The sequence below is a fragment of the Pseudomonas sp. Marseille-Q5115 genome (genome assembly GCF_916618905.1).
In the GTDB taxonomy this organism is placed as follows: Bacteria; Pseudomonadota; Gammaproteobacteria; order Pseudomonadales; family Pseudomonadaceae; genus Aquipseudomonas; species Aquipseudomonas japonica_A.
Map to the genome: position 1 here is coordinate 2,599,616 of NZ_CAKAKI010000001.1, position 24,153 is coordinate 2,623,768.

21 protein-coding genes are annotated in these 24,153 nt (G+C 63.4%); 9 read left to right on the forward strand and 12 right to left on the reverse strand.

What is annotated here, in order from left to right; all coding sequences use genetic code 11:
• The first annotated feature begins 166 nt into the window (after positions 1 to 166).
• On the forward strand, positions 167 to 1,822 hold the full coding sequence (locus tag LG385_RS12010; RefSeq protein WP_225774476.1) for an electron transfer flavoprotein-ubiquinone oxidoreductase: 1,656 nt from the start codon (positions 167 to 169) through the stop codon (positions 1,820 to 1,822).
• Positions 1,823 to 1,897: 75 nt separating this feature from the next.
• Here LG385_RS12010 and LG385_RS12015 read toward each other — a convergent pair whose 3' ends face one another.
• The 9 genes from LG385_RS12015 to deoC form a co-directional block, all read right to left on the reverse strand.
• Positions 1,898 to 3,631, reverse strand: coding sequence for a S8/S53 family peptidase (locus LG385_RS12015; RefSeq protein ID WP_225774477.1), 1,734 nt, complete (start codon positions 3,629 to 3,631; stop codon positions 1,898 to 1,900).
• A gap of 56 nt (positions 3,632 to 3,687) precedes the next feature.
• Positions 3,688 to 4,464 (reverse strand): IclR family transcriptional regulator, encoded by a 777-nt coding sequence (locus LG385_RS12020; protein WP_225774478.1) that lies wholly within the window; start codon positions 4,462 to 4,464, stop codon positions 3,688 to 3,690.
• A 60-nt stretch (positions 4,465 to 4,524) separates the two neighbouring features.
• Positions 4,525 to 5,847 carry an MFS transporter gene (locus LG385_RS12025; protein ID WP_225774479.1) on the reverse strand — a complete coding sequence of 441 codons (1,323 nt, stop codon included), beginning with the start codon at positions 5,845 to 5,847 and terminating at the stop codon, positions 4,525 to 4,527.
• A 60-nt stretch (positions 5,848 to 5,907) separates the two neighbouring features.
• On the reverse strand, positions 5,908 to 7,056 hold the full coding sequence (dgoD, locus tag LG385_RS12030) for a galactonate dehydratase (RefSeq protein ID WP_181114476.1): 1,149 nt from the start codon (positions 7,054 to 7,056) through the stop codon (positions 5,908 to 5,910).
• A 41-nt stretch (positions 7,057 to 7,097) separates the two neighbouring features.
• Complete coding sequence (locus LG385_RS12035) at positions 7,098 to 7,718, reverse strand: 2-dehydro-3-deoxy-6-phosphogalactonate aldolase (protein ID WP_225776231.1); 621 nt, start codon at positions 7,716 to 7,718, stop codon at positions 7,098 to 7,100.
• A 19-nt stretch (positions 7,719 to 7,737) separates the two neighbouring features.
• Positions 7,738 to 8,679, reverse strand: a complete 942-nt coding sequence (locus LG385_RS12040) for a 2-dehydro-3-deoxygalactonokinase (protein ID WP_225774480.1) — start codon at positions 8,677 to 8,679, stop codon at positions 7,738 to 7,740.
• Between the two features lie 154 nt (positions 8,680 to 8,833).
• On the reverse strand, positions 8,834 to 9,727 hold the full coding sequence (locus LG385_RS12045; protein ID WP_225774481.1) for a 1-aminocyclopropane-1-carboxylate deaminase/D-cysteine desulfhydrase: 894 nt from the start codon (positions 9,725 to 9,727) through the stop codon (positions 8,834 to 8,836).
• Positions 9,727 to 11,763, reverse strand: a complete 2,037-nt coding sequence (locus tag LG385_RS12050) for an NADPH-dependent 2,4-dienoyl-CoA reductase (protein ID WP_225774482.1) — start codon at positions 11,761 to 11,763, stop codon at positions 9,727 to 9,729. The genes LG385_RS12045 and LG385_RS12050 overlap by 1 nt, the downstream gene beginning before the upstream one ends.
• A 150-nt stretch (positions 11,764 to 11,913) precedes the next feature.
• Positions 11,914 to 12,594: a deoxyribose-phosphate aldolase gene (gene deoC / locus LG385_RS12055; protein WP_225774483.1), complete on the reverse strand. Its 681-nt coding sequence runs from the start codon at positions 12,592 to 12,594 to the stop codon at positions 11,914 to 11,916.
• Between the two features lie 95 nt (positions 12,595 to 12,689).
• Here deoC and deoR point away from each other — a divergent pair, with 95 nt between their 5' ends.
• Entirely contained in the window at positions 12,690 to 13,454 is a 765-nt protein-coding gene (deoR, locus tag LG385_RS12060) for a DNA-binding transcriptional repressor DeoR (protein ID WP_225774484.1), read from the forward strand.
• A gap of 4 nt (positions 13,455 to 13,458) precedes the next feature.
• Here deoR and LG385_RS12065 read toward each other — a convergent pair whose 3' ends face one another.
• The 3 genes from LG385_RS12065 to rbsK are packed head-to-tail and all read right to left on the reverse strand — an operon-like array spanning position 13,459 to position 16,848.
• The gene (locus LG385_RS12065) at positions 13,459 to 14,526 is read right to left on the reverse strand and encodes an aldose 1-epimerase family protein (protein ID WP_225774485.1); all 1,068 of its coding nucleotides are present in this window, start codon (positions 14,524 to 14,526) and stop codon (positions 13,459 to 13,461) included.
• Positions 14,523 to 15,875, reverse strand: coding sequence for an L-fucose:H+ symporter permease (gene fucP / locus LG385_RS12070; RefSeq protein WP_225774486.1), 1,353 nt, complete (start codon positions 15,873 to 15,875; stop codon positions 14,523 to 14,525). The genes LG385_RS12065 and fucP overlap by 4 nt, the downstream gene beginning before the upstream one ends.
• A 46-nt stretch (positions 15,876 to 15,921) precedes the next feature.
• Positions 15,922 to 16,848, reverse strand: coding sequence for a ribokinase (gene rbsK, locus LG385_RS12075; protein WP_225774487.1), 927 nt, complete (start codon positions 16,846 to 16,848; stop codon positions 15,922 to 15,924).
• Between the two features lie 262 nt (positions 16,849 to 17,110).
• Between rbsK and LG385_RS12080 the strand changes: the two genes are divergently transcribed.
• The 7 genes from LG385_RS12080 (at position 17,111) to LG385_RS12110 (ending at position 24,135) form a co-directional block, all read left to right on the forward strand.
• The gene (locus tag LG385_RS12080) at positions 17,111 to 17,968 is read left to right on the forward strand and encodes a MurR/RpiR family transcriptional regulator (RefSeq protein ID WP_225774488.1); all 858 of its coding nucleotides are present in this window, start codon (positions 17,111 to 17,113) and stop codon (positions 17,966 to 17,968) included.
• Entirely contained in the window at positions 17,965 to 18,585 is a 621-nt protein-coding gene (gene ddpX, locus LG385_RS12085; protein ID WP_413247324.1) for a D-alanyl-D-alanine dipeptidase, read from the forward strand. The genes LG385_RS12080 and ddpX overlap by 4 nt, the downstream gene beginning before the upstream one ends.
• A gap of 105 nt (positions 18,586 to 18,690) precedes the next feature.
• A complete protein-coding gene (locus tag LG385_RS12090; RefSeq protein ID WP_225774489.1) occupies positions 18,691 to 20,256 on the forward strand; it encodes an ABC transporter substrate-binding protein in 1,566 nt (521 codons plus the stop codon).
• Positions 20,257 to 20,298: 42 nt separating this feature from the next.
• On the forward strand, positions 20,299 to 21,315 hold the full coding sequence (locus LG385_RS12095) for an ABC transporter permease (RefSeq protein WP_225774490.1): 1,017 nt from the start codon (positions 20,299 to 20,301) through the stop codon (positions 21,313 to 21,315).
• Positions 21,316 to 22,191, forward strand: coding sequence for a D,D-dipeptide ABC transporter permease (gene ddpC / locus LG385_RS12100; protein WP_225774491.1), 876 nt, complete (start codon positions 21,316 to 21,318; stop codon positions 22,189 to 22,191).
• A 1-nt stretch (position 22,192) separates the two neighbouring features.
• A complete protein-coding gene (locus tag LG385_RS12105) occupies positions 22,193 to 23,176 on the forward strand; it encodes an ABC transporter ATP-binding protein (RefSeq protein WP_225774492.1) in 984 nt (327 codons plus the stop codon).
• A complete protein-coding gene (locus tag LG385_RS12110) occupies positions 23,173 to 24,135 on the forward strand; it encodes an ABC transporter ATP-binding protein (RefSeq protein WP_225774493.1) in 963 nt (320 codons plus the stop codon). The genes LG385_RS12105 and LG385_RS12110 overlap by 4 nt, the downstream gene beginning before the upstream one ends.
• Positions 24,136 to 24,153 lie beyond the last annotated feature (18 nt).

Consider the following 24,153-nt stretch of genomic DNA (forward strand, 5'->3'; position numbering starts at 1 on the left):
AACGTTTGATTTGGACCGGTCGCATGGTGTAGATATAATGCGCCGTCCGCGAAGAAGGGCCCGAACCGCCCCGCGCCGGCGCAACAGCATCACCGCTACAGGCGTGGCCTGCGCGCCAACCGCCCTTATTAGAAAAACCGTACCCGCCTGTGTTAGGAGAGAACCTGTGGAACGCGAATACATGGAATTCGACGTGGTCATCGTCGGGGCTGGCCCCGCGGGCCTGTCCGCTGCCTGCCGTATCAAGCAGAAGGCCGCCGAAGCCGGTAAGGAGGTCAGCGTCTGCGTGGTCGAGAAAGGCTCCGAGGTAGGCGCTCACATTCTCTCCGGCGCGGTGTTCGAGCCTCGCGCACTCAACGAGCTGTTCCCCAACTGGCAGGAGCTGGGCGCACCGCTCAACACCCCGGTCAAGCGGGACGACATCTATCTGCTGAATGATGCTCAACGCGCGCGGAAAATCCCCGATGCCCTCGTGCCTAAAACGATGCACAACGAAGGCAACTACATCATCTCACTGGGCAACCTGTGCCGCTGGCTCGCCCAGCAGGCCGAAAACCTGGGCGTAGAGGTGTATCCAGGCTTCGCCGCCCAGGAAGCGCTGATCGACGAGCAAGGTGTGGTGCGCGGCATTCTCACCGGTGACATGGGCGTGGACCGTGAAGGCCACCCCAAGGACGGCATGTACACCCCCGGCATGGAGCTGCGTGGCAAGTACACGCTGTTCGCCGAGGGCTGCCGTGGCCACATCGGCAAGCAGCTGATCAAGCGCTTCAACCTAGACGGGGACGTCGACCCCCAGCACTACGCCATCGGCCTGAAGGAAATCTGGGACATCGACCCTGCTCGCCATGAACAGGGCCTGGTGGTGCACACGGCTGGCTGGCCATTGGACGACGCCAACCCGGGCGGCTCCTTCCTTTATCACCTGGAGAACAACCAGGTGGTGGTGGGGCTGATCGTCGACCTCTCCTACAGCAACCCCTTCCTGTCGCCGTTCGATGAGTTCCAGCGCTACAAGCACCATCCTGTGGTCAAGCAGTACCTGGAAGGAGGCAAGCGCGTGTCCTATGGTGCCCGCGCTATCGCCAAGGGCGGTTTCAACTCGTTGCCCAAGATGGTATTCCCTGGCGGCGCCTTGATCGGCTGCGATTTGGGCACGCTGAACTTCGCCAAGATCAAAGGCAGCCACACGGCGATGAAGTCCGGCATGCTCGCGGCCGATGCGGCGGTCGAGCGTCTGCTGGCCGACAGCGAAGGCGGCGATGTGCTTTCGGCCTACCCTGAAAGCTTCAAGGCCAGCTGGGTGTACGACGAGCTGTTCCGCAGCCGGAACTTCGGCGCGGCGATCCACAAATGGGGTGCGGTCAAGGGTGGTGCGTTCAACTTCATCGACCAGAACCTCTTCGGCGGCAAGATCCCCTTCACCCTGCGGGACAAGACGCCGGACTACGCCACCCTCAAGCTGGCGGCGGACTCTGCGCGGATCGAATACCCCAAGCCGGATGGCAAGCTGAGCTTCGACAAGCTGAGTTCGGTGTTCCTCTCGGGCACCAACCACGAGGAGGAGCAGCCGTGCCACCTCAAGCTTCAGGACCCGAGCATTCCGATCGCGAAAAACCTGCCGCTGTACGATGAGCCAGCCCAGCGTTATTGCCCGGCAGGGGTGTATGAGGTGATCACCAAGGAAGACGGCGAAAAACGCTTCCAGATCAACGCGCAGAACTGCGTGCACTGCAAAACCTGCGACATCAAGGACCCCGCCCAGAACATCACTTGGGTGGCACCTGAAGGGTCGGGGGGGCCTACCTACCCGAACATGTAAATGCATTGTTTCCCGGGTTTCACCCGGTCCCACAGGCAAAAGATCCGGGACCGGGCGGAATCCGGGAACATTGGGCTACCTTCGCCGATCCAGGCTCTGCACCGTCAGGTCGAGCGCTTTTTGCATGTCCAGCCGCGCTGAACGGCCGATGTCGGGGTGGCTGAGGTCGAAGGTGCGCTCCGAGGGAATGATCGGCGCGGTGAGGTCTTCACCGTCCGCTGGCTCGAAATCATCATCCCCGCCGATTGGCAGCGAGCTGCGCCGAAGCAGGATGCGCAGTTGCGCCGGGGTGAGCCGCGGGTTGATCGAGAGCATGGCCGCCGTGATGCCAGTCACCATCGGCGTGGCGAAGGACGTCCCACAGTGCACGCTACCCTCCCCGTCCGCACCCGGATCTACGCCATGGGTACAGGCGGCGGCGGAGATGTCCACGCGCAGGTCCAGGTTGGACGATGCCCGGCGCACCGCGTAGTCGGGGCTGTTCACTGGCAGGTCTGGCTGCCCGCTACGCTCATGCCCGCCCACTACCAGCAACTGATCGGTCACGAATGAAGACGGCAGCCGGTATTCATCCTGGCCTGCGAAGGACGCGCCGTTGCCTGCCGAGTTGATGACCACTACCTCTGGATGTTTGGCTTTCAGCCAGCGGAAGAACTCTTCGAGCAGCTCCTCGTAACCCGCCATCGCCACGCCTGAGCGAACCTGCGTGTCGATGTCGCCACCCTGCACCTTCTGCGTACCGATCCGGTGGAGCCCCCAGCTCCAGTTGAGGATGCGCGCACCGTCTTCCACCAGGTTCACAGACGCGGCGACATTGGCAGTGATGCCGGCATCCGAATCGCGTTCCACAATCACCTCGAAACCCTTACTCACCCCCTCAAGCCCGCGAAGGAAGCCCGTATTGCCACCTTTCTGCCAATGGGCAAGCAACACCCCCGCCACGGTCGAGCCATGGGCCTGGGGGCTTTGCGCATCGCGGGCATAAAGGCAAGTACGTGGCAGTTCGCACGGGCCGAGGTATTCGGCAAAGTCAGGCGAGTCGAAGTCCACATTGCGTTCGATCACTCCAATACGCACCGGCGCGGCCTCCACAGGCGCACCCCGCGCAGCCACCCGGCGACGGTAGTAGTTCACCGCGTCGGCAAAGCGGTTGGCGGCCCATTCGTCAGGGGATTCCTTGCTCACGGGCACTTCCCGCTCAGCTTCCTCGGCGGAAGACTCCTCGATCACCACCCCGTCCACGCTGACCTCATGGCCGAGCCGGAGGATCAACGCATCGCGTTCCGTGAGGTTTTTCACCGGAAGGCGTAGCTGCCAGGTATTAAGTGCGGGAATGGCGCCCACGAGCGTTGCGCCATACTTTTGCGCCAGCTGACGTGCCTGATCGAGGCCGTTATAACGCTCCTCGATGATCACGCTGACCAGGTTGAGGTACGTACTCAACCCCTCGGGATTGGTCGCCATTTCGTTGGGCTTGGCTGCCACCACGTGATTGCCGGCCATGCTCAGCCACACGCTGTTGCTGTTGCGCCCATCCTGCTCGAGGCGCAACGGGCCGCTGGTGTCTTTGCCGGTTTCGAAGGTGATGCGCAAGCGGTCGCCGTCGCGCTCAGTGGGTTTCGCTACGCCGCCCAGCCTGGCTTGTACCGGCCCGCTGGCAAGGCCGCTGGCCTGGAGGCAGAACACCTGGCGCCGGGTATCGAGCAGGTCACCGCAGCGCTCCAGCCGCTGCAACCTTAATGGGTCTTCTGCCCGGGCGCCTGCGGCCACCCCGCACAGCACAAGAAAAAGCAGCCAGCGTCGTTCCATGAGGGGCCTTCTTTTCGGGCATTTTGCTGGTGTGACTGCCGGCCACGCCGCTTGGTTCAGCCGCCAAGCTCTCGGCTCAGGGCCAATGCCGTGGCTTGTACCGTGGGCGTGAGCAGCGTCATGCGTTCCAGCGACATGTAAGGCACCGTACTGGCCACGCTGATCGCCGCTACGATCTGCCGGCTGGCATCACGCACCGGCGCCGCCACGCAGCGGATCGAGGGCTCGTTATCCTCCAGGTCGAAGGCGTACTGGCCATCGACATAAGCCAGCATTCGGGCTTGGAAGGCTTCCCAGCCAGGTTCTTCGCGGTCAGCCCATACAGCGGCTGCCGGAGGCTGGTTATCGAACAAGCGCCGCCATTCGGTTTCAGCGCTGTCCAGCAACAGCGCCTTGCCGATGCCGGTGCGGGTCAACGGCATGCGCTGGCCCACCCGGGAACGCATTTCGGGGCCATTGCGCCCGGGGTTCTTGTGCAGGTACAGCACTTGATCGCCATCGCGCACGGCCAGGTGCACGGTGTCGCCGGTGCTGGCAGAAAGCTCGTCCAGCAACGGCGCCGCCAGCACCGCAAGGGGCAATTCGTCCCGGGCCTGGAAGCCCAGCTCGATCAAGCGTGGCCCCAACCGGTAGCCGTTGTTGGCCGTGAGCCGCAAGTAACGTTCTTCCACCAGCGCGCTCACCAGCCGGTGAGTGGTGCTACGGGTGGTGCCCAAATGCGCGGCAATGCCCTTGAGATCCCGGGCACCGGCGGCCACCGCCTGGATCACCGCCAGGCCGCGCAACAGTGTTTGAGTACCTGCGGGGGCGGCGCTCGGCGTGTCAGTTGGCATCGTCAGTCGCTCCGGTTATCAGAAAAACGGCGAGCATTATCCGGCCCTCGTCTTCCCCCGTCACCTGTCGGCGATCTCGATCCGTTCTACCTTGCCCACCAACACCACATAGCACAGCGCACCGACCAGCGCGGTACCGGCAACATAGGTGATGGCCGGGGCGAAGGAATCACCCGTGGCGAGAAAGCCGATGACAATCGGGGTGACGATGGCGGACAGGTTGCCGATGAAGTTGAACGTGCCGCCGGTAAGCCCAAGCAGCCGGGCCGGCGCCAGCGTGGACACCAGCGACCAGGTGATGGAGGCTAACCCGTTGCCAAAGAACGCCAGGGCCAGGCAACTGATTACCAACGGCGTGGAATCGAACCAGTTGGCACCGATGATGCTGGTGGAAATCAGCAGCCCGCCGATGATCGGCAGCTTGCGCGCCAAGCCCACGCTGGCACCGCGGCGGATCAGCCAGTCAGAAAACAGGCCGGAACACAGTACGCCTACGAAGGCGGCCAGGAACGGCAAGGATGCCAGCAGCCCCGACTTGATAAAGTCCATCCCACGATACTTCACCAGGTAAGTAGGGAACCAGGTAAGGAAGAACCACAGCGTGGAATTGAGGCAGAACTGCCCGATGTAGATGCCCCACAGCTTGCGCTGGGTCAGCACGATTTTAAGGTCGTTGAGGTCGATGCCTTTGGCTTTGGACTTGTGCGCGATGTCTACCAGCCCACCGCCTTCCTGGATCAACGCGATCTCGGCCTCATTGGCGCCACGGAATGCGCGCGGCTCGCGGTATAGCGCATACCACACCGCGGCCCACACCACACCCACCAGGCCGGTGATCACGAACACCATGTGCCAGCCATAGGCCTGTTGCAACCACGCCAGCACGGGGGTAAGAAACGCCAGCCCCACGAATTGCCCCGAGGTATAGAAACCGATGGCGGTCGCTCGCTCGCGCTCCGGGAACCAGGTGGTGACCACCCGGCTGTTGATCGGGTACGCCGGTGCTTCCAGCGCACCCACGGCCATGCGCAGCACGAACAGCGCCACAAAGCTGCCCACGAACCCCAGCGCCACCGTGGCCACCGACCACAGCACCAACGCCACGCTATAGAGAATACGCGGCGGCACCCGGTCGACCAGCCAGCCGCCGGGGATTTGCATGGCGGCGTAGGTCCAGCCGAACGCCGAGAACACCAACCCTACGTGGGCCGGGTCCAGCCCTAGCTCGGTGGTCAGGGCGGGGGCGGCGATGGACAGGTTGGACCGGTCCAGGTAGTTGATCACCACGGTGATGAACAGCAGCACCATGATGAAAAACCGTTTACGGCTCGGCGTAGCCAGCGCCGTGCGCGCCGCGGCCGGGGTTGCGGTGTGGGTTTGCATGGGTCGGGTCTCTTGTCTTTATGTCCCAGATCGGTCACGGCGCGCTGTGCGCCGCGCCTGTTACCACTCGGCGAAGCTGCCGTCGGCGTGTCGCCAGATCGGGTTGCGCCAGCGGTGGCCGATGGCGGCGCGCTCACGCACGTACTCTTCATTGATCTCGATCCCCAGGCCCGGGCCGTTCGGGATTTTCACGTAGCCGTTGTCGTAATCGAACACTTCCGGCTGCCGGATGTAGTCGAGCAGGTCGTTGCTTTCGTTGTAATGGATGCCCAGGCTCTGCTCCTGGATGAAGGCGTTGTAGCAGGCCGCGTCCAGTTGCAGACACGCCGCCAGCGCGATCGGGCCCAACGGGCAATGCAGCGCCAGCGCCACGTCATAGGCTTCGGCCATGGCGGCGATCTTGCGGGTTTCAGTGATGCCGCCGGCGTGGGAGGCGTCCGGCTGGATGATGTCCACATAGCCCTCGCTGAGCACGCGCTTGAAGTCCCAGCGCGAGAACAGCCGCTCGCCCAAGGCAATCGGCGTACTGGTGAGCGGTGCCAGTTCCTTGAGCGCTTCGTAGTTTTCGCTCAGCACGGGCTCTTCGATAAACATCAGCTTGTACGGGTCCAGCTCTTTCATCAGTACCTTGGCCATGGGCTTGTGCACCCGGCCGTGGAAGTCCACGCCGATACCCACGTTCGGCCCCACCGCATCACGCACCGCGGCCACGCTGGCCAGGCAGCGGTCCACTTTGTCGAAGCTGTCCACGAACTGCATTTCTTCGGTGCCGTTCATCTTCACTGCGGTAAAGCCTCGCTCCACCGCTTCTTTCGCCGCCTTGGCGGTTTCGGCCGGGCGATCGCCACCGATCCACGAATACACGCGAATGCGCTCGCGCACCTGGCCGCCCAGCAGGTCACTGACCGACACGCCAAGAGCCTTGCCCTTGATGTCCCACAGGGCTTGGTCGATACCGGCCAGGGCGCTCATGTGAATCGCGCCGCCCCGGTAGAAGCCGCCGCGATAAAGCACTTGCCAATGGTCTTCGATGTTGCGCGGGTCCTTGCCGATCAGGTAGTCGGCCAGTTCCTCCACGGCCGCGGCAACGGTATGAGCACGGCCTTCGACGACCGGCTCGCCCCAGCCACAAATGCCTTCATCGGTTTCGATCTTCAGGAAGCACCAGCGCGGTGGAACGATAAAGGTACTCAAACGGGTAATTTTCATCGCTTGTCTCTTTTGTCGATGGAAGTTGAATACGGCCCGGCTCAGCGGGCCTGCTGCCAGCCCTGCATGTAGGCATCGGCCCGGCTGCGCACTTGCGCCGCGCTCAGGCCAGGCTTGAACAGCCCCGAGCCCAGCCCGAAACCGGCAACCCCGGCGTCCAGGAACGGCCCCATGTTGGTAGGCGTGATGCCACCGACCGGCACCAGCGGCGTGCCCTTGGGCAGTACCGCCAGCAGCGCCTTCACCACTGCGGGGGTTAGGGCCTCGGCGGGGAACAGCTTGAGCGCGTCGGCGCCCTCCTCCAGCGCGGCAAAGGCCTCGGTGGGCGTGACCACGCCAGGCGCCAGTTGCAGCCCGGCGGCCTTGGCGGCTCGCAGCACCTTGACATCGCTGTGAGGCATCACGATCAGCTCACCGCCTGCGCCCTGTACTTCGAGCACGTTACGCTCGGTAAGCACCGTGCCAGCGCCGATCAGACAATCGGCCGGCAAGCCATCGCGCAGCATGCGAATGCTGCGCAGGGGCTCGGGGGAATTGAGCGGCACCTCGATCACCCGCAAGCCGCTGGCATAGAGTTGCTGGCCAATCTCCAGCACTTCTTCAGGCCGCACGCCCCGCAGGATCGCAATCAGGCCGCTGGCGGCCATGGCATCTTTGAGCAACATGGAAAGCTCCTTAAAGTCAGGGATGAACCAGGCCAGCCGCCACGGCCAACAACCACAAGCCACGCTCGGTGGCTTGGGCAGCGGTATGCACGTCAGCCAGGCCAGCGGCGCTCAACGCACGCTCGTAGCGCTGGCACAGCTGGCCGTTGCCTATCAGTACGATGCGAGGCACGCCCTGGGCGGAGGCGAAGGTGGCGGTCAGGCTGGCGATTTCATGGCCGATCATCAGGCCAGAGACGTAGTCGGATTGGTCAGTGGGTGCCAAGGCGCCAGTGAGGCTTAGGGTACGGGCACTGAACAACGTTGCCAGAGGGCCCAGCGCGCCGTCGCCGCTCAAGGCCACCGCCACGCCACGGTCGAACGCTTCGGCACGGAAGCTCTCCGGGCGTTGCTGGGTGCGGCCAAGGATGGTGTGCGCGCAAACGGCGGCATAAATCTCGCCAGTCATGAAGGTGTCGAAGTGGCGAATACAGCCTTCCTCGCTTCTCACCCACTTGCTGTGGGTGCCTGGCAGGCCGATCAGCAAGGGTTGGGTCGAAGAATGCGCATCAAGGCTATCGAGCAGGCCGAACACCTGGGTTTCCTCGCCGCGCATCACGTTGGGCAGGCGGCCGTTCTGCAGCACGCCAGGGATGATATGCAAGGTGTGGCCGTCATCGAGTGGCACACTGAGCAGGCTTCGCGCAACCTCAGCGGCCCCCGCCGGTGCGGGGCAATAAGGGGCTTCACGCCAGCCTTGGGCGCTGCCGATCATGCCGCAGGCAATCAGCGGCAGGCCAGGCTCATCGGCCCGCCAGTCGCCACAGGCTTCATCCAGCGCCTGGTCGAAGCGCTGCTCCGCTACCTGCATGATCCCCAGCGCCAGTTCGCGCGTTTCCAGTACCTGGCCGCTATCGCCAAGGCGGTAGGCCCGCAGTGAAGAAGTGCCCCAGTCCAGCCCGATCAGTCGTGCCTGCATCGCCTCACCTGTTGTTGTTGTGTGAGCGGTTAGAAGGCCTGACTATAACGCCGTTCCGCGAAATATCTCAATATGTAAATTCGCATCCCATATTGTGGGATGGGCTGAACGAATCTACACCGCGTGAGCAGGTTGCCGGGCAGGTGGATTCAGATCAGAGCGAAGGGAAACCGCGGCGGCCCTGAAGGCCCCCGGTGTGCACGAATACCAGCCGGGTGCCGGGTGCTACGCCGCCGGCGAGCACACAGGCCTGCAGGGCCAGCAGCGCCTTGGCGGTATAAAGGGGCTCGAGCGGCAAGCCGGTGTGGGCTTCGGTTGCCTTGAGGAAGTCGATCAGTTCGGCATCGACCTTGCCAAACCCACCGCGGCTGGCGTCATGCCATTGAACCCGGGCGAGAGGTACCAGCTTGCTGACATTGGCCTCGGCACCCTGGCCCGCAGGTACCGCCAGCGCGCCATGCACCAGCCGATGGCCAGCCTCGGCCTGAGCCAGCCCCGCCACCGTGGTACCGGTGCCCGCGGCGAGCCACCAGGCATCGAAGCTGTTCCACCCCAGCGCAGCCAACCCGGGCTCAACCAGTTCGAGCAACGCCATGCACCCGCGCATGCCCTGCTCACAGGCACCGCCTTCGGGTATAGCGAGAAAGCCGGGGAATTGGGCCATCCAGGGCGCCCAGAAACCTGGCTGATGGCGCGCCCGGTAGCCGCCATAGCCCAGCCAGTGCAGGGCCATGCCCATGGCCTGAAGGTCGTCGGTGGTTGCGGTTCGCTGTGGCTCGCCGCGCAACAGGCCCACGGTTGCAAAACCTTCGCTATAGCCTGCCGCAGCCAATGCATGCAGGTGATTGGACCAAGGCCCGCCTAAACTCATCAGCCCTGGCGCGCCCTGCTGCCGCGCGAGCTCCAGCCACGGGCGCAGCTTGAACCACTTGTTACCGCTCACCAGTGGATCGATGAGGTCCAGGCGCAGCACCGCCACCTCGACCCCGGCGGCTTTCAGCCACGGTAGGCGCAGCGGCTGGAGTGGCAGCGCAACGCCTTCAAGCATTACAAGGCGGCCGCCAGGCGCGAGCCCTGGTTGATGGCGCGCTTGGCGTCCAGTTCGGCAGCCACGTCGGCGCCACCGATCAAATGCACCGCCACGCCGGCATCGCGCAGCCCTTGTTCCAGCTCGCGCAGCGGGTTCTGCCCGGCACATACCACTACGTTATCTACCGCAAGCAACTGCGGCTCGCCATCGCCAACGCGGATGTGCAGGCCCTGATCGTCCACTTTCAGGTATTCCACCGAATTGAGCATCTGCACCCGCTTGCTTTTAAGGCCTGCGCGGTGAATCCAGCCAGTGGTCTTGCCCAAGCCATCGCCTACCTTGGTAGCCTTGCGCTGCAGCAGCCACACCTGGCGCGCCGGCGGGCTTACTTCGCCGCGCACCCCGGCCACACCACCACGGGCTTCCAACGCCGGGTCGATGCCCCACTCACGCCAGAACGCATCCGGGTTCAGGCTGCTTACGGTGCCTTGGTGCACGAGGAATTCGCTCACATCGAAGCCGATACCGCCCGCGCCGATGACCGCGACCCGCTCGCCCACGGAACGGCGGCCCAGCAGCACATCCAGGTACGTCAGCACCATGGGGTGATCGATGCCGGTAATCGGCGGGATACGCGGCACGATGCCCGTCGCCAGGATTACTTCATCGAAGCCGCCTTCCACCAGCTCAGCCACGCCCACCCGCTGGCCCAGCCGAACATTCACGCCGGTGGTGGCAAGCTTGCGGCCGAAGTAACGTAAGGTTTCGTTGAATTCTTCCTTGCCCGGAATGCGCTTGGCCACGTTGAACTGGCCACCGATCTCGCTTGCGCCGTCGAACAAGGTCACCGCATGGCCACGCTCCGCCGCCACCGTCGCCGCCGCCAGGCCGGCCGGGCCGGCGCCAACGACCGCCACCCGGCGCTGGGTTTGGGTGGGCAGGTACAGCAGTTCGGTCTCATGGCACGCGCGCGGGTTCACCAGGCAACTGGTGAGCTTGCCGGCGAAAGTGTGGTCCAGGCATGCCTGGTTGCAGGCGATGCAGGTGTTGATTTCATCTGCCCTGCCCTCGGCCGCCTTGGCGACAAAGGCCGGGTCTGCAAGAAACGGCCTGGCCATCGAGACCATGTCGGCATTGCCTTCGGCCAGGATCTGCTCGGCCACCTCAGGCGTATTGATGCGGTTGGTGGTGATGAGTGGCACCTTCACCGCCCCGCGCAGCTTGGCGGTGACCCGGGCGAAGGCCGCGCGGGGCACCTTGGTGGCAATGGTGGGAATACGCGCTTCGTGCCAGCCAATACCAGTGTTGATCAGCGTGGCACCGGCCGCTTCCACAGCCTGGGCCAGTTGCACCACTTCGCTCCAGTCGCTGCCGCCTTCGATCAGGTCGAGCATGGACAGCCGGAAGATGATGATGAACCGCTCGCCAACGGCTTCGCGAACCCGGCGCACGATGTCCACCGCCAGGCGCATGCGGTTCTCGTAGCTGCCGCCCCAGCGGTCGGTGCGGTGGTTGGTCCAGGCCACCAGGAACTGATTGATGAAGTAGCCTTCGGAGCCCATGATTTCGACGCCGTCGTACCCGGCCTGCTGCGCCAGCCGAGCACAGTTCACGAAGTCGGCGATCTGCTTTTCGATACCCGCTTCGTCCAGCTCGTGGGGCTTGAACGGGTTGATCGGCGCCTGGATAGCGCTGGGCGCTACGAGGCTGGGGCTGTAGGCATAGCGGCCGGCATGAAGAATCTGCAGGCAGATCTTGCCGCCTTCGGCGTGCACCGCCTCGGTCACTATACGGTGGCGCTCGGCCTCTTCGGGCGTGCTCAGCTTGGCGGCGCCCTTGTATACGCCGCCCTCAGGGTTGGGTGCGATACCGCCGGTGACCATCAGCCCGACACCGCCGCGGGCGCGCTCGGCGAAGTAAGCCGCCATCCGCTCGAAGCCTCCCGCCACTTCCTCAAGGCCCGTGTGCATGGAGCCCATCAGGGTACGATTGCGCAGGGAGGTAAAGCCCAAGTCCAGCGGGGCGAGCAAGTGCGGATAGGGTTGGGTGGTCATGGTTCACTCCAGCATCAGGGAACCGCGGCAGCTCAACACGGCGCCTACGGCAGTGATGCGACAGTAAAGACCACGGGGCCGGGGCTCAATGACCTGAAATGACAAGTCATTGATCGGATCGCGCACCCTTCCCCGCCAGCAGGAACGGTATCAGTAGCTGCTGTGGCCTGTTCCGCCCGTTACGATCGCAATACCGGAGCTTGTGCCCAGCCGGGTCGCACCCGCCTCGATCATCGCCAGCGCCGTTGCTGCATCACGAACGCCGCCCGAGGCTTTGACGCCAATGTGGGGGCCTACCACCTTGCGCATCAGGGCTACATCTTCCACCGTGGCGCCACTGCGACTAAAGCCGGTGGACGTTTTTACGAAGGCTACGCCCAGGTCACGGCAGATCTCGCACGCACGCACCTTTTGCGCTTCGTCCAGCAGGCAGGTTTCCAGGATGACTTTCAGTGGAATATCGCCACAAGCATCACGCACTGCGGCGATATCGTCGCGCACCGCGTCGAACAGCCCGTCCTTGAGCCAGGCGATGTTAAGCACCATGTCGATCTCGCCTGCGCCCGCTGCGATGGCTTGAGCCGCCTCGAAGGCTTTGCTGGCGGTCTGCGTAGCGCCCAACGGGAAGCCAACCACGGCGCATACTTTCACATCGGCGCTTTCCAGGCATTGCGAGGCGTAAGGCACATTGCCTGGGTTCACGCACACCGAATAGAAGCCATGAGTTCGGGCTTCGTCGCAAAGTGTGGCAATCTGCGCACGGCTGGCATCGGCGGCCAGCAAGGTATGGTCGATCATCTTGGCTAATGTCGCGGAAGAGCGCTGGGTCATCACGGATTCCTGTTTCTGGGCGATGCGGGTCGCGTTATTTAATTAACATAAAGTGTTAGCATTACAACACAATTGACGTATGGCTGGAATGCTCGATGGACGTTAAAAAAGCTGACCGGATCAAGCTGATCCAGCAGGCTCTGCAAGATCAGAAAGCCATTCACCTGCGTGAAATGGCAGCCCTGCTCGAGGTGTCGGAAATGACCCTGCGCCGGGACCTCGGCCGTCATCCCGATCAACTGCGCCTGCTCGGCGGCTATATCACGCGGGCGCATGACGACCCCGAGCCCGGCGACTACCGGGTAACCGAACAAGGCACCCGTCATGTGGAAGAAAAGCGGCGGATCGGCAAACTTGCGGCCCAATTCATTCAGCCCGGGGATACCGTGTTCTTCGACTGCGGCACTACGGTGCCCTTCGTCATCGACTTCATCGCCGATGACCTTCCCTTTACGGCGGTGTGCAACTCGCTCAACGTGTTGCTCAAGCTCCAGCAAAAGCCCAAGTGCAACATCGTGTTGTGCGGCGGCACCCTTCACCGCGAAAACCAGGTGTTCGAAAGCACAGCCGAGGCCAGCATCCTTGACGAGCTTCGGCTGAGCTGGGCCTTCGTCTCGGCAGCCGGCGTAAGCCTTGACCTGGGCGTGACCTGCTTCAACCTGCATGAGGTAGCAGTCAAGCAGCAGGTGATGCGGCAAGCACGCCAATCCATGCTGCTGGCCGACCACTCCAAGTTCGACGCAGTGCGTACAGCGCATTTCGGCGCGCTGAGCGACTTCCACTGCGTAGTCAGCGACAAGAAAATCCCCCGCGCCTACCGCGACGCTATCGAGGCCAGCGGCGCGCAATTGGTGATCTGATTGCTCAGGGCTGCAAGGCCTGCCGCTCGCTGGGGCTGAGGTAGCCGGTGAGCAGGCTGAAGCAGGCCCGTTCGCCGGGAGCCAGGCTGCGCACATTTCCCTTGGCCCGCTCGGCCAGGTAGCCCTCAGGCTCACAAGTGGCCGGCAGGATGAACGCCGCCACCTGCTGGTCGGCGTTGTGCAACACCCAGCGGGCCGCATGGCTGAACTGCTCAGGGCTGTAACGGGTATAGAAGGCGGCGCCGTCGGGGTGTTCCAGAAAGAAATGCGCCTGCCCCTGTTCGTCGGTGCCTACGCCCTCGAAGAAGCTGACAATCTCTGGGTCGTACAATGGTGGGGTATCCAGCACCTGTAGCCGTGAAGGGTGTTCGGCAAGCGTGGCCATGTACGCCGTCCAGTCCGCGGTGGGCCGTACATGGGCCGGCACGCTGGCGCGCATGCGTTGGCCCTCGTAGCCCCGTGGCTGAGTGAATCGCCCACCTGCCACGTAGGCATAGTTCATATGGGCCATGTACATGAGGTCCATCGGTTTGCCGGCGCGGTTGAGTACCTGCATGCCGATCTCGAACAGCCCGCTGTCGGGCCGCAACGTGACGCTGGGGCTGGCTCGGTAGCGATCACCGAACCCCTGCACATACTCGTAATCACCTGTCAGCCGCAGGTAAGCGCCCTGCTCGTCTTCACCGACCTCCAACCAGGCGCGGTCCATGGGCGCACAGGGCATTTCGCCGTGGAGCGGATGATCGTCCTCGGGCGTAGGGCAACCATTGCGCAGCAGCCCGGCGTGGAACATGAAACACCCATAGGTGCCCAGGATCGTGGCCGTGGGCCGCGGCTGTTCGAACAGGTTGCGCATGGTCAGGTTATGGCCGTCGAACTCGGCGGCCCAGATCATCTGGCCTTGCCATGGCAATACCACCAGCCGGCCCCGAGCGTTTTCCAGCGACAAGGCCTTCACGCCGCTGGGGTAGGTCCAGGCGTGAGCGCTGATGCCCTCGGCTTCCAACACCGGCCGGGTAGCGTCGCCCCAAGCGTGTTGATACAGCGGCAGGCGTAGGGCGAGGCGGCTCATTGGGCCACCGCCGTCGCCGCGCTGGCGACCTTAACCTGAGGCTGGCGCAGGCAACGCATGGCATAGGCCACGATGACCACGAAGCACAGCAGCGGCACGCTGTAGGCGATCTGCATGTTGCCCCCGTTGGCATCGCTTAGCAGGCCCTGGAAGATAGGGATCACACCCCCACCGACGATGCTCATGACCAACAGCGAACCGCCCACCCCGGTGTCCTCACCCAGGCCGTCGATGGTCAGGCCATAGATGGTTGGCCAGCATGGCCCCAGGAAGATGCTCACACCCACGGCGGCGTACACCGCTGTGATGTTCGGCACCAGGATCGTGTAGGCCAGCAGCACAATGCACAGCACACCGTAGATGGCCAGCACCCTGGCCGGGTGCATTTTGCGCATCAGCAGGTTGGCAATCATCTTGCCCACGAAGTACGCGGCGAAGGTGGTGAGCAGAAACCACGACGCGCTTCGCTCGTTCATGCCGCCCATTTGCATGGCCAGGCGAATAGTGAAACTCCATACCCCTACCTGAGCACCTACATACAGGAACTGCGCAAGCACCCCGAAGCAGAAACGCGGGTTGCGCCGCAGCCGTGCCAGGCTTTGCCCGATAGTGGCCTTGCCGGCACCGCTTGTGCGCTTGTCGGCGGTGTGGCTGCGGTTGCCTTTGCAGGCCGGGAAGCGGGTGATTGCGATCAGCACGAACATCAAGGCCAATACGGCGATCATCCACTGGTACGGCAGCAGCGTGGACTGGATCATCTGCAGTTGCTGTGCGGCGGCATCGGCAGCCGACATTTGCGCGAGCTGTTCACGCGTGGCGTCGGTGTCCTTGAACATCACGAAGCTGCCCACGTATACGCCGGCCATGGCGCCGAACGGGTGGAACGTCTGGGAGATGTTCAAGCGGCGAGTGCCCGACTCGCGTGGCCCCATCAACGTCGAGTAGGTATTGCTCGCGGTTTCCAGAAACGACAGCCCTGCCGCAATCACGAACAGCGCGAGCAGGAACATGCCGTACTTGGCCATGGACGCCGCTGGGAAGAACAACGAGCAGCCGAGCATGTACAGCACCAGGCCTACCAGGATGGTGGTTTTGTAGCTGAACCTGCGTACCACCAGCGCTGCGGGAATGGCGACGAAGAAGTAGCCGAGGTAGAACGCCGACTGCACGAACGCGGTCTGGAAATCACTGAGCAAAAACGCTTTCTTGAAGTGGGCGATCAGCACGTCGTTCATGCTCGCGGCCGCCGCCCAAAGTGCGAAGATGCAGCACAGCAGAAGGAAGGCGAACCAGGGCGTACGGTTCAGGTAGAACCCGTCCGGTGAAGGTTGCAACGCAGGCTTGTTCATTATTGTTCTCCGCGAAGTAGCACGTGGGTTGGAAAGGCGGTTCAGGTCAGGCGCCATGCGCAGCGGCGAAGCGCGCGAAACCCTCTGCGTCAGGGTAGGAAGACTGAGTGCCCAGGCCGGTGACGGAACAGGCGGAATAGGCCACCGCCTGGGTCATTGCCTTGCGGATATCGCCGTCGCGGCTCCAATGGTGGGCAAAGCAACCGATAAAGGCGTCCCCGGCACCCGAGGTGTCGCGCGCTTCCACGCAATGGCCTTGCACCCGCCATTCGCCTTCTTCGCCTACGTAAAGCGCGCCATGTTCACCCAGGGTTACGATCACGTGGCGTACGCCGTTGGCCATCAGCGTGCGGGCGGCGCGCGATGCAGCCTCAGGGCTGTCTACCGTTTGCCCGCTGAGCAACGCCAGCTCACTTTCATTGGGTACCAGAAAATCCAGCTTGGCCAAGTGCTCCGGGCTGAGCCCTGCAACGGCGGGCGCGGGGTTCAGCAGCACGGGTATGCCCAGGCGGTGCCCCACATCGATGGCGTGATAAACGCTGGCCAGTTCGATTTCCAGCTGCAACACCATCAGCGCGCATTCGCGCAATGCGGGCTCGGCGCGATCGATGTCGGCAGGGCTTAGATGAGCATTGGCGCCTTTGACGATGAGAATGCTGTTGTGGGCGTTGTCCTGAACGAAGATGGGCGCAACCCCACTGGACACCCCAGGCACACGTTCCACAAAACGCGTATCGATGCCCAGCCGCTGGAAATTGGCCAGGGTGTTATCGGCAAAGGCATCGTCACCCACTTTGGTGACCATCAGCACATTGCCTCCCAGCAACGCCGAGGCCGCCGCCTGGTTGGCGCCCTTGCCTCCACAGCCCATGGCGAAACGTGGTGCTTCCAGCGTTTCGCCCTGGGCCGGCATACGGTCGATGTAGGTCACCAGATCGACCATGTTGCTGCCGATGACTGCGATTTTTTTCATTGTTATGAGGCCTCACACGCCCCGGCGGGTGCCCGGGGCCGTTCTAATTTGTGTTATTTAAATAACACTTTCTGTGATTATTCAATCTTTATTTGCGCCTCGGCCTTAAACAGGCACGCCGAGACGCGCTGGTTACGACAAAAACGACACCCCAAGCGCAGCCGCGACATCCCAGCCCGGGCCAGCTTGTTCCACGCGGTTAGGCGATGTTAGTTTCAAAACATTGCTGCAAGGAATGTGATCTCGATAACCAAACCGGGACATGACTGTGACCCAAGCCAGCTTTTTCGAGACATTGGAAGCCTCATTCGCCGAGCTCACGCCGACCGGAAAGCGCGTGGCGGGCTATCTGCTGGCGAATGCAGAAAGGCTGCCCTTCGAGACCGCTGACAGCATCGCCCAGCAAGCCGGCACCACTGGGATTTCGGTCGGCCGTGTGCTGCGTTCCCTGGGCTATCGCAACCTGGATGACGTAAAGCACAGCCTGCGCGAAGGCGGCGGCGGGGATTGGCGCTTGGGGGACCGATTGGGTGCCTTCCGCCAGCAGCAAGGCCAGGAGGACGCGCTCGACCGCTCGCTGGCCTTGGAAAAGGCGGCGGTGGAAGCGGTGTATGCCCTCGCCCGTGGGCCCGCCTTCGCCCGCGCCGTGCAGCAGTTGCACAGCGCCGATGCGGTGTTCATCGCCGGCATCCAGACCACGCGCGGGGTGATGGGCAGCTTCCACAGCCTGCTCGAATACATCCGCCCCCGGGCGTTCTATGTGGATGGCTTGTCGGGCACTTATGCCGACATGCTCAACGCCGGCTTCGAGCGCGCCTATATCGTGCTGGCGGACTTTCGCGCGTATTCCAGCGTAACCCGTACGTTATGCGAGGCGGCTAGCGAGGCCCGCATTCCTTTTGCCCTGATTACCGATTACCACTGCCCCTGGGCCCGGGACTTTCCCGCCGACCTGCTGCAATTGAAACTCGACGTTGGCCAGTTCTGGGATTCGCTGGCCCCGCTGGCGGCGCTGCTCAACTTGCTGGTGTCGGCGGTCGCGGAACGTTATGGGGGCGCCCTGGATGATCGCCTGGCGCGCAACCGCCAACTGCAGCAACGCTTTGGCCAGTTCGAATGAACGCCGCCGCAACCCCTTCACTGATGAAAAACGAGGCTTTTGTGGTCCATCCTGATCTTGTTCCCATCGACGCCGAAGGCTACGGGGTGAGCATCAACCTCGTATACGCCACGGCGGACAATTTGGCGGGCCGTGTCATTTATCAGGCCCCCGAATGCCTGCTGCACCAGGATGCTGCTGCCAGCCTGGCCAAGGCCAGCGAACTGGCACGGTTGGCAGGCTACCGGCTGCAGGTGCTGGATGCCTACCGCCCGCCCTATGCTCAGCAACTGCTGTGGCGTGCCTTCCCTGACGGCGAATATGTGCGCGACCCTGCGTTGGGTTCGCATCACAGCCGTGGCGTAGCTGTGGATGTCACCCTGCTCGATGAACACGGCGTGGCGCTGGACATGGGCACCGGGTTCGACGACATGCGCGAGCTGTCGCACCCGTTCAACCCGCACCTTCCTATTGCCGTTCAACGCAACCGCTTGCTGCTGCTGGGGATCATGATGGGTGCGGGTTTCGCTCCCATAGCCAGTGAGTGGTGGCATTTCGAATTACCCGCCGCGCAGCGCTATCCGCTCATTGATTATCACCACCTGAGCGAGGCCGCGCTGGCTGCTCTTCTGGCCTGACCCGACCGTGACCGAGGCAAATGAACCCCGGCACCCACCCGCTCGTACCCGTTCGTTGAAGCTGCCGAAATATCCAGAAAACCACCAAAAAATCGAGGAACCGGCATGTCTTACCTTTTGCGTAAATCGCTGTTCTCAACCTGTGGCATGGCGCTGCTTGGCGCGGCGCTGGGGCTTGGTGCGTGGCAACCGGCCAATGCCGCCGCGGCCGCCGACACCCTGATGATCGGCAAGCCCGCCGACCCGCAGACGCTGGACCCGGGGGTGACCTTCGACAACAACGACTGGACGGTGACTTACCCCGCCTACCAACGCTTGATGCGCTACAAAGTGGAGAACGGCAAAGGCAGCACCGAGGTGGAAGGCGACCTCGCCGCCAACTGGACAACTTCAGCGGATAACCTGGTGTGGACCTTCACCCTCAAGCCCGGCAACCATTTCGATGACGGTGCCGAGGTGAACGCTGCGGCGGTTAAATTCTCGGTGGAACGGCTGATGAAGCTCAAGCAGGGCCCGTCGAGTATTTTCCCGGAGGACATGACCGTCGAGGCGGTGGACCCGCACACCGTACGCTTCACCCTCAAAAAACCCTTCGCACCGTTCCTCTTCGCCCTGGCCCACAATGGCGCCAGTGTCGTGAACCCTGCCGTAGCCACCCGCGAGAAGGACCCGAACGCCTGGCTGGCCGGCCACACGGCAGGCTCGGGTGCGTACCGCCTTGCCGCCTGGCAAAAGGGCCAGTCGCTGACCCTGGAACCCAACCCGCACTATGCCGGTGCCGCCCCTACACTGAAAAAAGTGGTGATCCGCATCATCGCCGAGCCTTCGGTGCGCCGCCTGCAACTTGAACAGGGTGACCTGGACATCATCGAGGACCTGCCAGAGGATCAGGTGGAAGCCTTGGCCAAAAAGCCAGGCTTCGTCACCACCGCCTACCCTTCCCTTCGGGTCACTTACCTCTATCTCAACAACAAGCGCGCCCCGCTGAATGACCCGAACGCCCGCAAGGCCATCGTCGATGCGCTGGACTATCAAGGCATTGCCGAAGGTATCGCGATGGGCAAAGGCAAGCTGATGAACGGCCCGATCCCCGAAGGTATGTGGGGTTATGACGCCAGCCTGCAGGTGCCCAGGCAGAACCTGGAAGGCGCCCAGGCCGCCCTGGCCAAGGCGCCGAAGAAGATCACCCAGCTGCAGTTCGTGTACTCCGACAAGGACCCGGCCTGGGAGCCCATCGGCCTCACGTTGCAGGCCGGCCTGGAAACCCTTGGCGTGCACCTGAACATGGAGAAACTGGCCAACGCTACCCTGCGCGAGCGCCTGGGCAGCGGTGACTTCGACGTGGCGATCGGCAACTGGAGCCCGGACTTCGCCGACCCCTACATGTTCATGAACTTCTGGTTCGACAGCACCAATGCGGGCCTGGCTGGTAACCGTTCCTTCTACAGCAACCCGAAGGTGGACGAGCTGGTGCGCCAGGCCGCCAGCCTCAGTGACGTGGAGCAGCGCAAGGCGCTGTACCAGCAGGCGCAGAAGATCGTGATCGGCGACAGCGCCTATGCCTACCTCTACCAGAAGGCCTACACCGTGCCCATGCGCGAGCAAGTGAAAGGGTATGTGTTCAACCCGATGCTCGAGCAGGTGTTCGACTTCACAGCGATGGCCAAGTAACAGCCTGCGGCGCCCGCAAGGGTGCGCAAACATGAGGTAACCATGGGTTTAATGAACCTGCTGCGCAGGCAACTCACGGACATCCTGATCGTGGTGATCGGGGTGTCCATGATCACCTTCATCATTTCACACCTGATCCCTGGCGATCCGGCCCGATTGATCGCGGGTGAACGCGCCAGCGACGAGATCGTGGCCAGCATCCGCCAACAGTTGGGGCTGGACTTGCCGCTGTACCAGCAATACCTGCGGTACATGGGGGATCTGCTCCAGGGTGACCTGGGGCATTCGATCCGCACTCACCGCCCCGTGCTGGAAGACCTGCAGCTGTTCTTCCCGGCAACCTTGGAACTGGCCCTGGCCGCCATGCTGCTGTCCATTGCCGTGGGTGTGCCGCTTGGGGTGCTTTCGGCGGTGTACAACAACCGGGCGATCGACCACATCTCCCGTACGCTGGCCGTGGCCGGTATCTCCACGCCGGCCTTCTGGCTGGGGCTGGGGCTGATAGTGCTGTTCTACGGCCATCTCGGTTGGTTGCCCGGTGGCGGCCGCTTGAGCCAGGGCGTGGAGGCACCACCCACCGTCAGCGGTTTCTATCTGTTCGACAGCCTGCTGGCGGGCCAGTGGGCCACGTTCGTCGATGCCGCGCGGCATATGCTGCTGCCCACGGCCACGCTGGCTTTCGTCAACCTGGGCGTGATCACCCGGCAGATCCGTGGCGCCATGCTTGAGCAGCTTGGCGAGGACTACATTCGCACCGCCCTGGCATACGGCCTTTCTCAAGCGACGGTGGTATTGCGCCATGCCCTGCCCAATGCCTTGGTCCCGTCCATCACCGTGGTGGGCCTGGCGCTAGGCGACCTGTTGTACGGCGCGGTGTTGACCGAAACCGTGTTCGCCTGGCCCGGTATGGGCGCCTACGTGGTCAAGTCCATCCAGGCGCTGGATTTCCCGGCAGTCATGGGCTTCGCCATCCTCGTGTCGTTTATCTACGTGCTGCTCAACCGGCTTATCGAACTGCTGTACCGGCTGGCCGACCCCCGTATCGCCAAGGTGAAGTGAATGACCACAACCATCGCAACGCCCCACCCCCTGCGCGAGCAGCTCGCCTGGCTGGTATACCGGGTGGGCCGCAGCCCGCTGATGCTGGCCGGCCTGATCATCACCGTGCTAGTGCTCGCTTGCATCGTCGCCGCGCCCTGGCTCAGCCCTTACTCGCCCAACGCGCTGAAGCTCACCGAACGGCTTCAGGCGCCCAGCGCGCTGCATTGGTTCGGCACCGACGAAGTGGGCCGGGACTTGTTCAGCCGGGTTATCTTTGGCGCCCGGCAATCGGTGGGCGTGGGCCTGTTCGTCGCGTTTTCCTCCTGTGCCATCGGTGGGATGCTGGGCTGTTTTTCAGGGGTGATCGGCGGGGCCTTCGACCGCGTGATCATGCGCGTCATGGACGTCATCCTTTCGGTGCCCTCACTGGTGCTGATCATGGCGCTGGCCGCCGCGCTGGGCCCCAGCCTGTTCAACGCCATGCTTGCGATTACGCTGGTGCGCATTCCTTCCTATGTACGGCTGGCCCGGGGCCAAGCGCTGAGCATCCGGCAGATGGCCTATGTGCAGGCAGCGCAAGCGTTCGGTGCAAGCCGTTGGCACCAGGTGCACTGGCACGTGGCGCGCAACGCCATGCCGCCGCTACTGGTGCAATTCAGCCTGGACATCGGCAACGCCATCCTGATGGCCTCGGCGCTGGGCTTCATTGGCCTGGGCGCCCAGCCGCCCACCGCCGAATGGGGTGTGATGGTGGCCAGTGGACGTAATTTCATTCTCGACCACTGGTGGTACTCCACCTTCCCCGGCGTGGCGATCCTGATCACTGCGATCGGTTTCAACCTGCTCGGCGATGGGGTACGGGACCTGCTCGATCCACGGCAGAAGGGGAAATAGGATGGGCCAGGCCGTATTGACCATTGAAAACCTGGACCTGGAATTTCCCGGCTTCCGCACCACTGCCAAAGCCCTCAACGGGGTAACCCTTTTCGTGCAGCCCGGGGAAATCGTGGGCGTGGTGGGTGAGTCGGGCTCTGGCAAATCCGTGACGGCGATGGTGTCCATGGGGCTGTTGCCCAAGGGCAGCTACCGGGTCACCCGGGGCTCGGTGCAGTTGCTCGGGCACGATGTGCTGGGCCAGAGTGAACGCCAACTGGGCGAGGTGCGCGGGCGCGAAGCGGCGATGATCTTCCAGGAACCGATGACGGCCCTGAACCCCACCCGACGCATCGGCCAGCAACTGCTGGACGTGATCCGCCGGCACCAGCCACTGGGCAAGCAGCAGGCAAGGGCCAAGGCCGTGGAGCTGTTGCGCGACATGCACATCGCCGACCCCGAACAGGTGCTGGACCGTTATCCCTTCGAACTTTCCGGTGGCATGCGCCAGCGCATCATGATCGCCCTGGCGTTTTCCTGTGACCCCCAATTGTTGATCGCCGACGAGCCCACCACCGCGCTGGACGTGACCGTGCAACGACAGGTGCTTCTGCTGCTGCGTGAAAAAGCCCGCCAGCGTGGCACGGCAATCCTGCTGATTACCCATGACATGGCGCTGGTATCGCAGTTCTGCGACCGCATGTATGTGATGTATACCGGCGCCATCGTCGAAGAGGGGCCTACCGGCCAGGTGCTGGCCAGCCCGAGCCACCCTTACACCCAGGGTCTGCTGGCCAGCCTGCCGGAGCGAGCGGCACCCGGGCAAGACCTGGACACCATACGCGGCCAGGTGCCCAACCTGGCGCACCTGCCTACCGGTTGTACCTTCAAGGACCGCTGCGCGTACCGCATGCCCCGTTGCGAGCAGCGCCCAGGGTTGATGCCCGCCGATTCCCCCGCCCACCTCAGCGCCTGCTGGCTGCAGGCGCAGGAGCCCCAGCCATGAATGCTCTGACAAGCCCCAAGCCCGCGCTGCTGGCGCTGCACGACGTGCATGTGCGCTACGCCATCGGGCGAGACTGGCTAGGCCGTTCGAAAGGCTACGCCCACGCCCTCAACGGCATAGACCTGGAGGTGCGCGCTGGTGAAACCCTGGGCATTGTCGGGGAGTCCGGTTGCGGTAAGAGCACACTGGCGCAATTGCTGATGGGCTTGCTGGAGCCGGGCAGCGGCACCCTGCGCTACGTTTGGAACAACCAGGACGAGCGTCGGCACCGCACGCAGATCGTGTTCCAGGACCCGCAATCGTCCCTCGACCCGCGATTGCCGGTATGGCGGATCATTACCGAACCATTGACGGTGCGGCAGCGCCCAGGGGCCGCGCGGCTGAGGGCCATCGCCGAACAACTGGCCGAGCAGGTGGGCCTGCGCCCGGAATCTCTGGACCGCTACCCTCACCAGTTCTCCGGCGGCCAGCGCCAACGCATTGCGATTGCCCGGACCTTGTCTTCCAACCCTGACGTCATCGTGCTGGACGAGCCCACTTCGGCGCTGGACATTTCCGTCCAGGCGCAAATCCTAAACCTGTTGGCCGGGCTGCAACGCGAGCGCGGCCTGACCTTTATCCTGATCTCCCACAACGTCTCGGTGGTGCGCCACCTGGCCGACCGGGTGGCGGTGATGTACCTGGGGCAGATCGTGGAGGTGGGCGACGCGGCCATGGTGCTGGAGACACCCCAGCACCCCTACACGCAGCTGCTGCTCGATGCGGTGCCTCGCCTGGGCAAGCCTCTGGAGGGCGACGCTGCTTCTCAACGCACCGAACTGCCAGGCAACCGGCATTTGCCGACGGGGTGTTTCTTCCGAGACCGCTGCGCCCATGCTCACCCGGGCTGCGAACAACCTCAGCCGTTGCGCGGGGCCAAGGGGGTTGAAGTGCGGTGTTGCTTGGTGGCGGATAACTGACCGGCCGTGGCGAGAACG

Coding starts and splice junctions, on each gene's coding strand:
- deoC (WP_225774483.1), bottom strand. CDS start 12,594: ATGACCCAGCGCTCTTCCGCGACATTAGCCAAGATGATCGACCATACC.
- LG385_RS12015 (WP_225774477.1), bottom strand. CDS start 3,631: ATGGAACGACGCTGGCTGCTTTTTCTTGTGCTGTGCGGGGTGGCCGCA.
- rbsK (WP_225774487.1), bottom strand. CDS start 16,848: ATGAAAAAAATCGCAGTCATCGGCAGCAACATGGTCGATCTGGTGACC.
- LG385_RS12065 (WP_225774485.1), bottom strand. CDS start 14,526: ATGAGCCGCCTCGCCCTACGCCTGCCGCTGTATCAACACGCTTGGGGC.
- ddpC (WP_225774491.1), top strand. CDS start 21,316: ATGACCACAACCATCGCAACGCCCCACCCCCTGCGCGAGCAGCTCGCC.
- LG385_RS12040 (WP_225774480.1), bottom strand. CDS start 8,679: ATGCAGGCACGACTGATCGGGCTGGACTGGGGCACTTCTTCACTGCGG.
- LG385_RS12045 (WP_225774481.1), bottom strand. CDS start 9,727: ATGCTTGAAGGCGTTGCGCTGCCACTCCAGCCGCTGCGCCTACCGTGG.
- ddpX (WP_413247324.1), top strand. CDS start 17,965: ATGAACGCCGCCGCAACCCCTTCACTGATGAAAAACGAGGCTTTTGTG.
- LG385_RS12020 (WP_225774478.1), bottom strand. CDS start 4,464: ATGCCAACTGACACGCCGAGCGCCGCCCCCGCAGGTACTCAAACACTG.
- LG385_RS12050 (WP_225774482.1), bottom strand. CDS start 11,763: ATGACCACCCAACCCTATCCGCACTTGCTCGCCCCGCTGGACTTGGGC.
- fucP (WP_225774486.1), bottom strand. CDS start 15,875: ATGAACAAGCCTGCGTTGCAACCTTCACCGGACGGGTTCTACCTGAAC.
- LG385_RS12110 (WP_225774493.1), top strand. CDS start 23,173: ATGAATGCTCTGACAAGCCCCAAGCCCGCGCTGCTGGCGCTGCACGAC.
- LG385_RS12090 (WP_225774489.1), top strand. CDS start 18,691: ATGTCTTACCTTTTGCGTAAATCGCTGTTCTCAACCTGTGGCATGGCG.
- LG385_RS12105 (WP_225774492.1), top strand. CDS start 22,193: ATGGGCCAGGCCGTATTGACCATTGAAAACCTGGACCTGGAATTTCCC.
- LG385_RS12025 (WP_225774479.1), bottom strand. CDS start 5,847: ATGCAAACCCACACCGCAACCCCGGCCGCGGCGCGCACGGCGCTGGCT.
- dgoD (WP_181114476.1), bottom strand. CDS start 7,056: ATGAAAATTACCCGTTTGAGTACCTTTATCGTTCCACCGCGCTGGTGC.
- deoR (WP_225774484.1), top strand. CDS start 12,690: ATGGACGTTAAAAAAGCTGACCGGATCAAGCTGATCCAGCAGGCTCTG.
- LG385_RS12080 (WP_225774488.1), top strand. CDS start 17,111: ATGACTGTGACCCAAGCCAGCTTTTTCGAGACATTGGAAGCCTCATTC.
- LG385_RS12095 (WP_225774490.1), top strand. CDS start 20,299: ATGGGTTTAATGAACCTGCTGCGCAGGCAACTCACGGACATCCTGATC.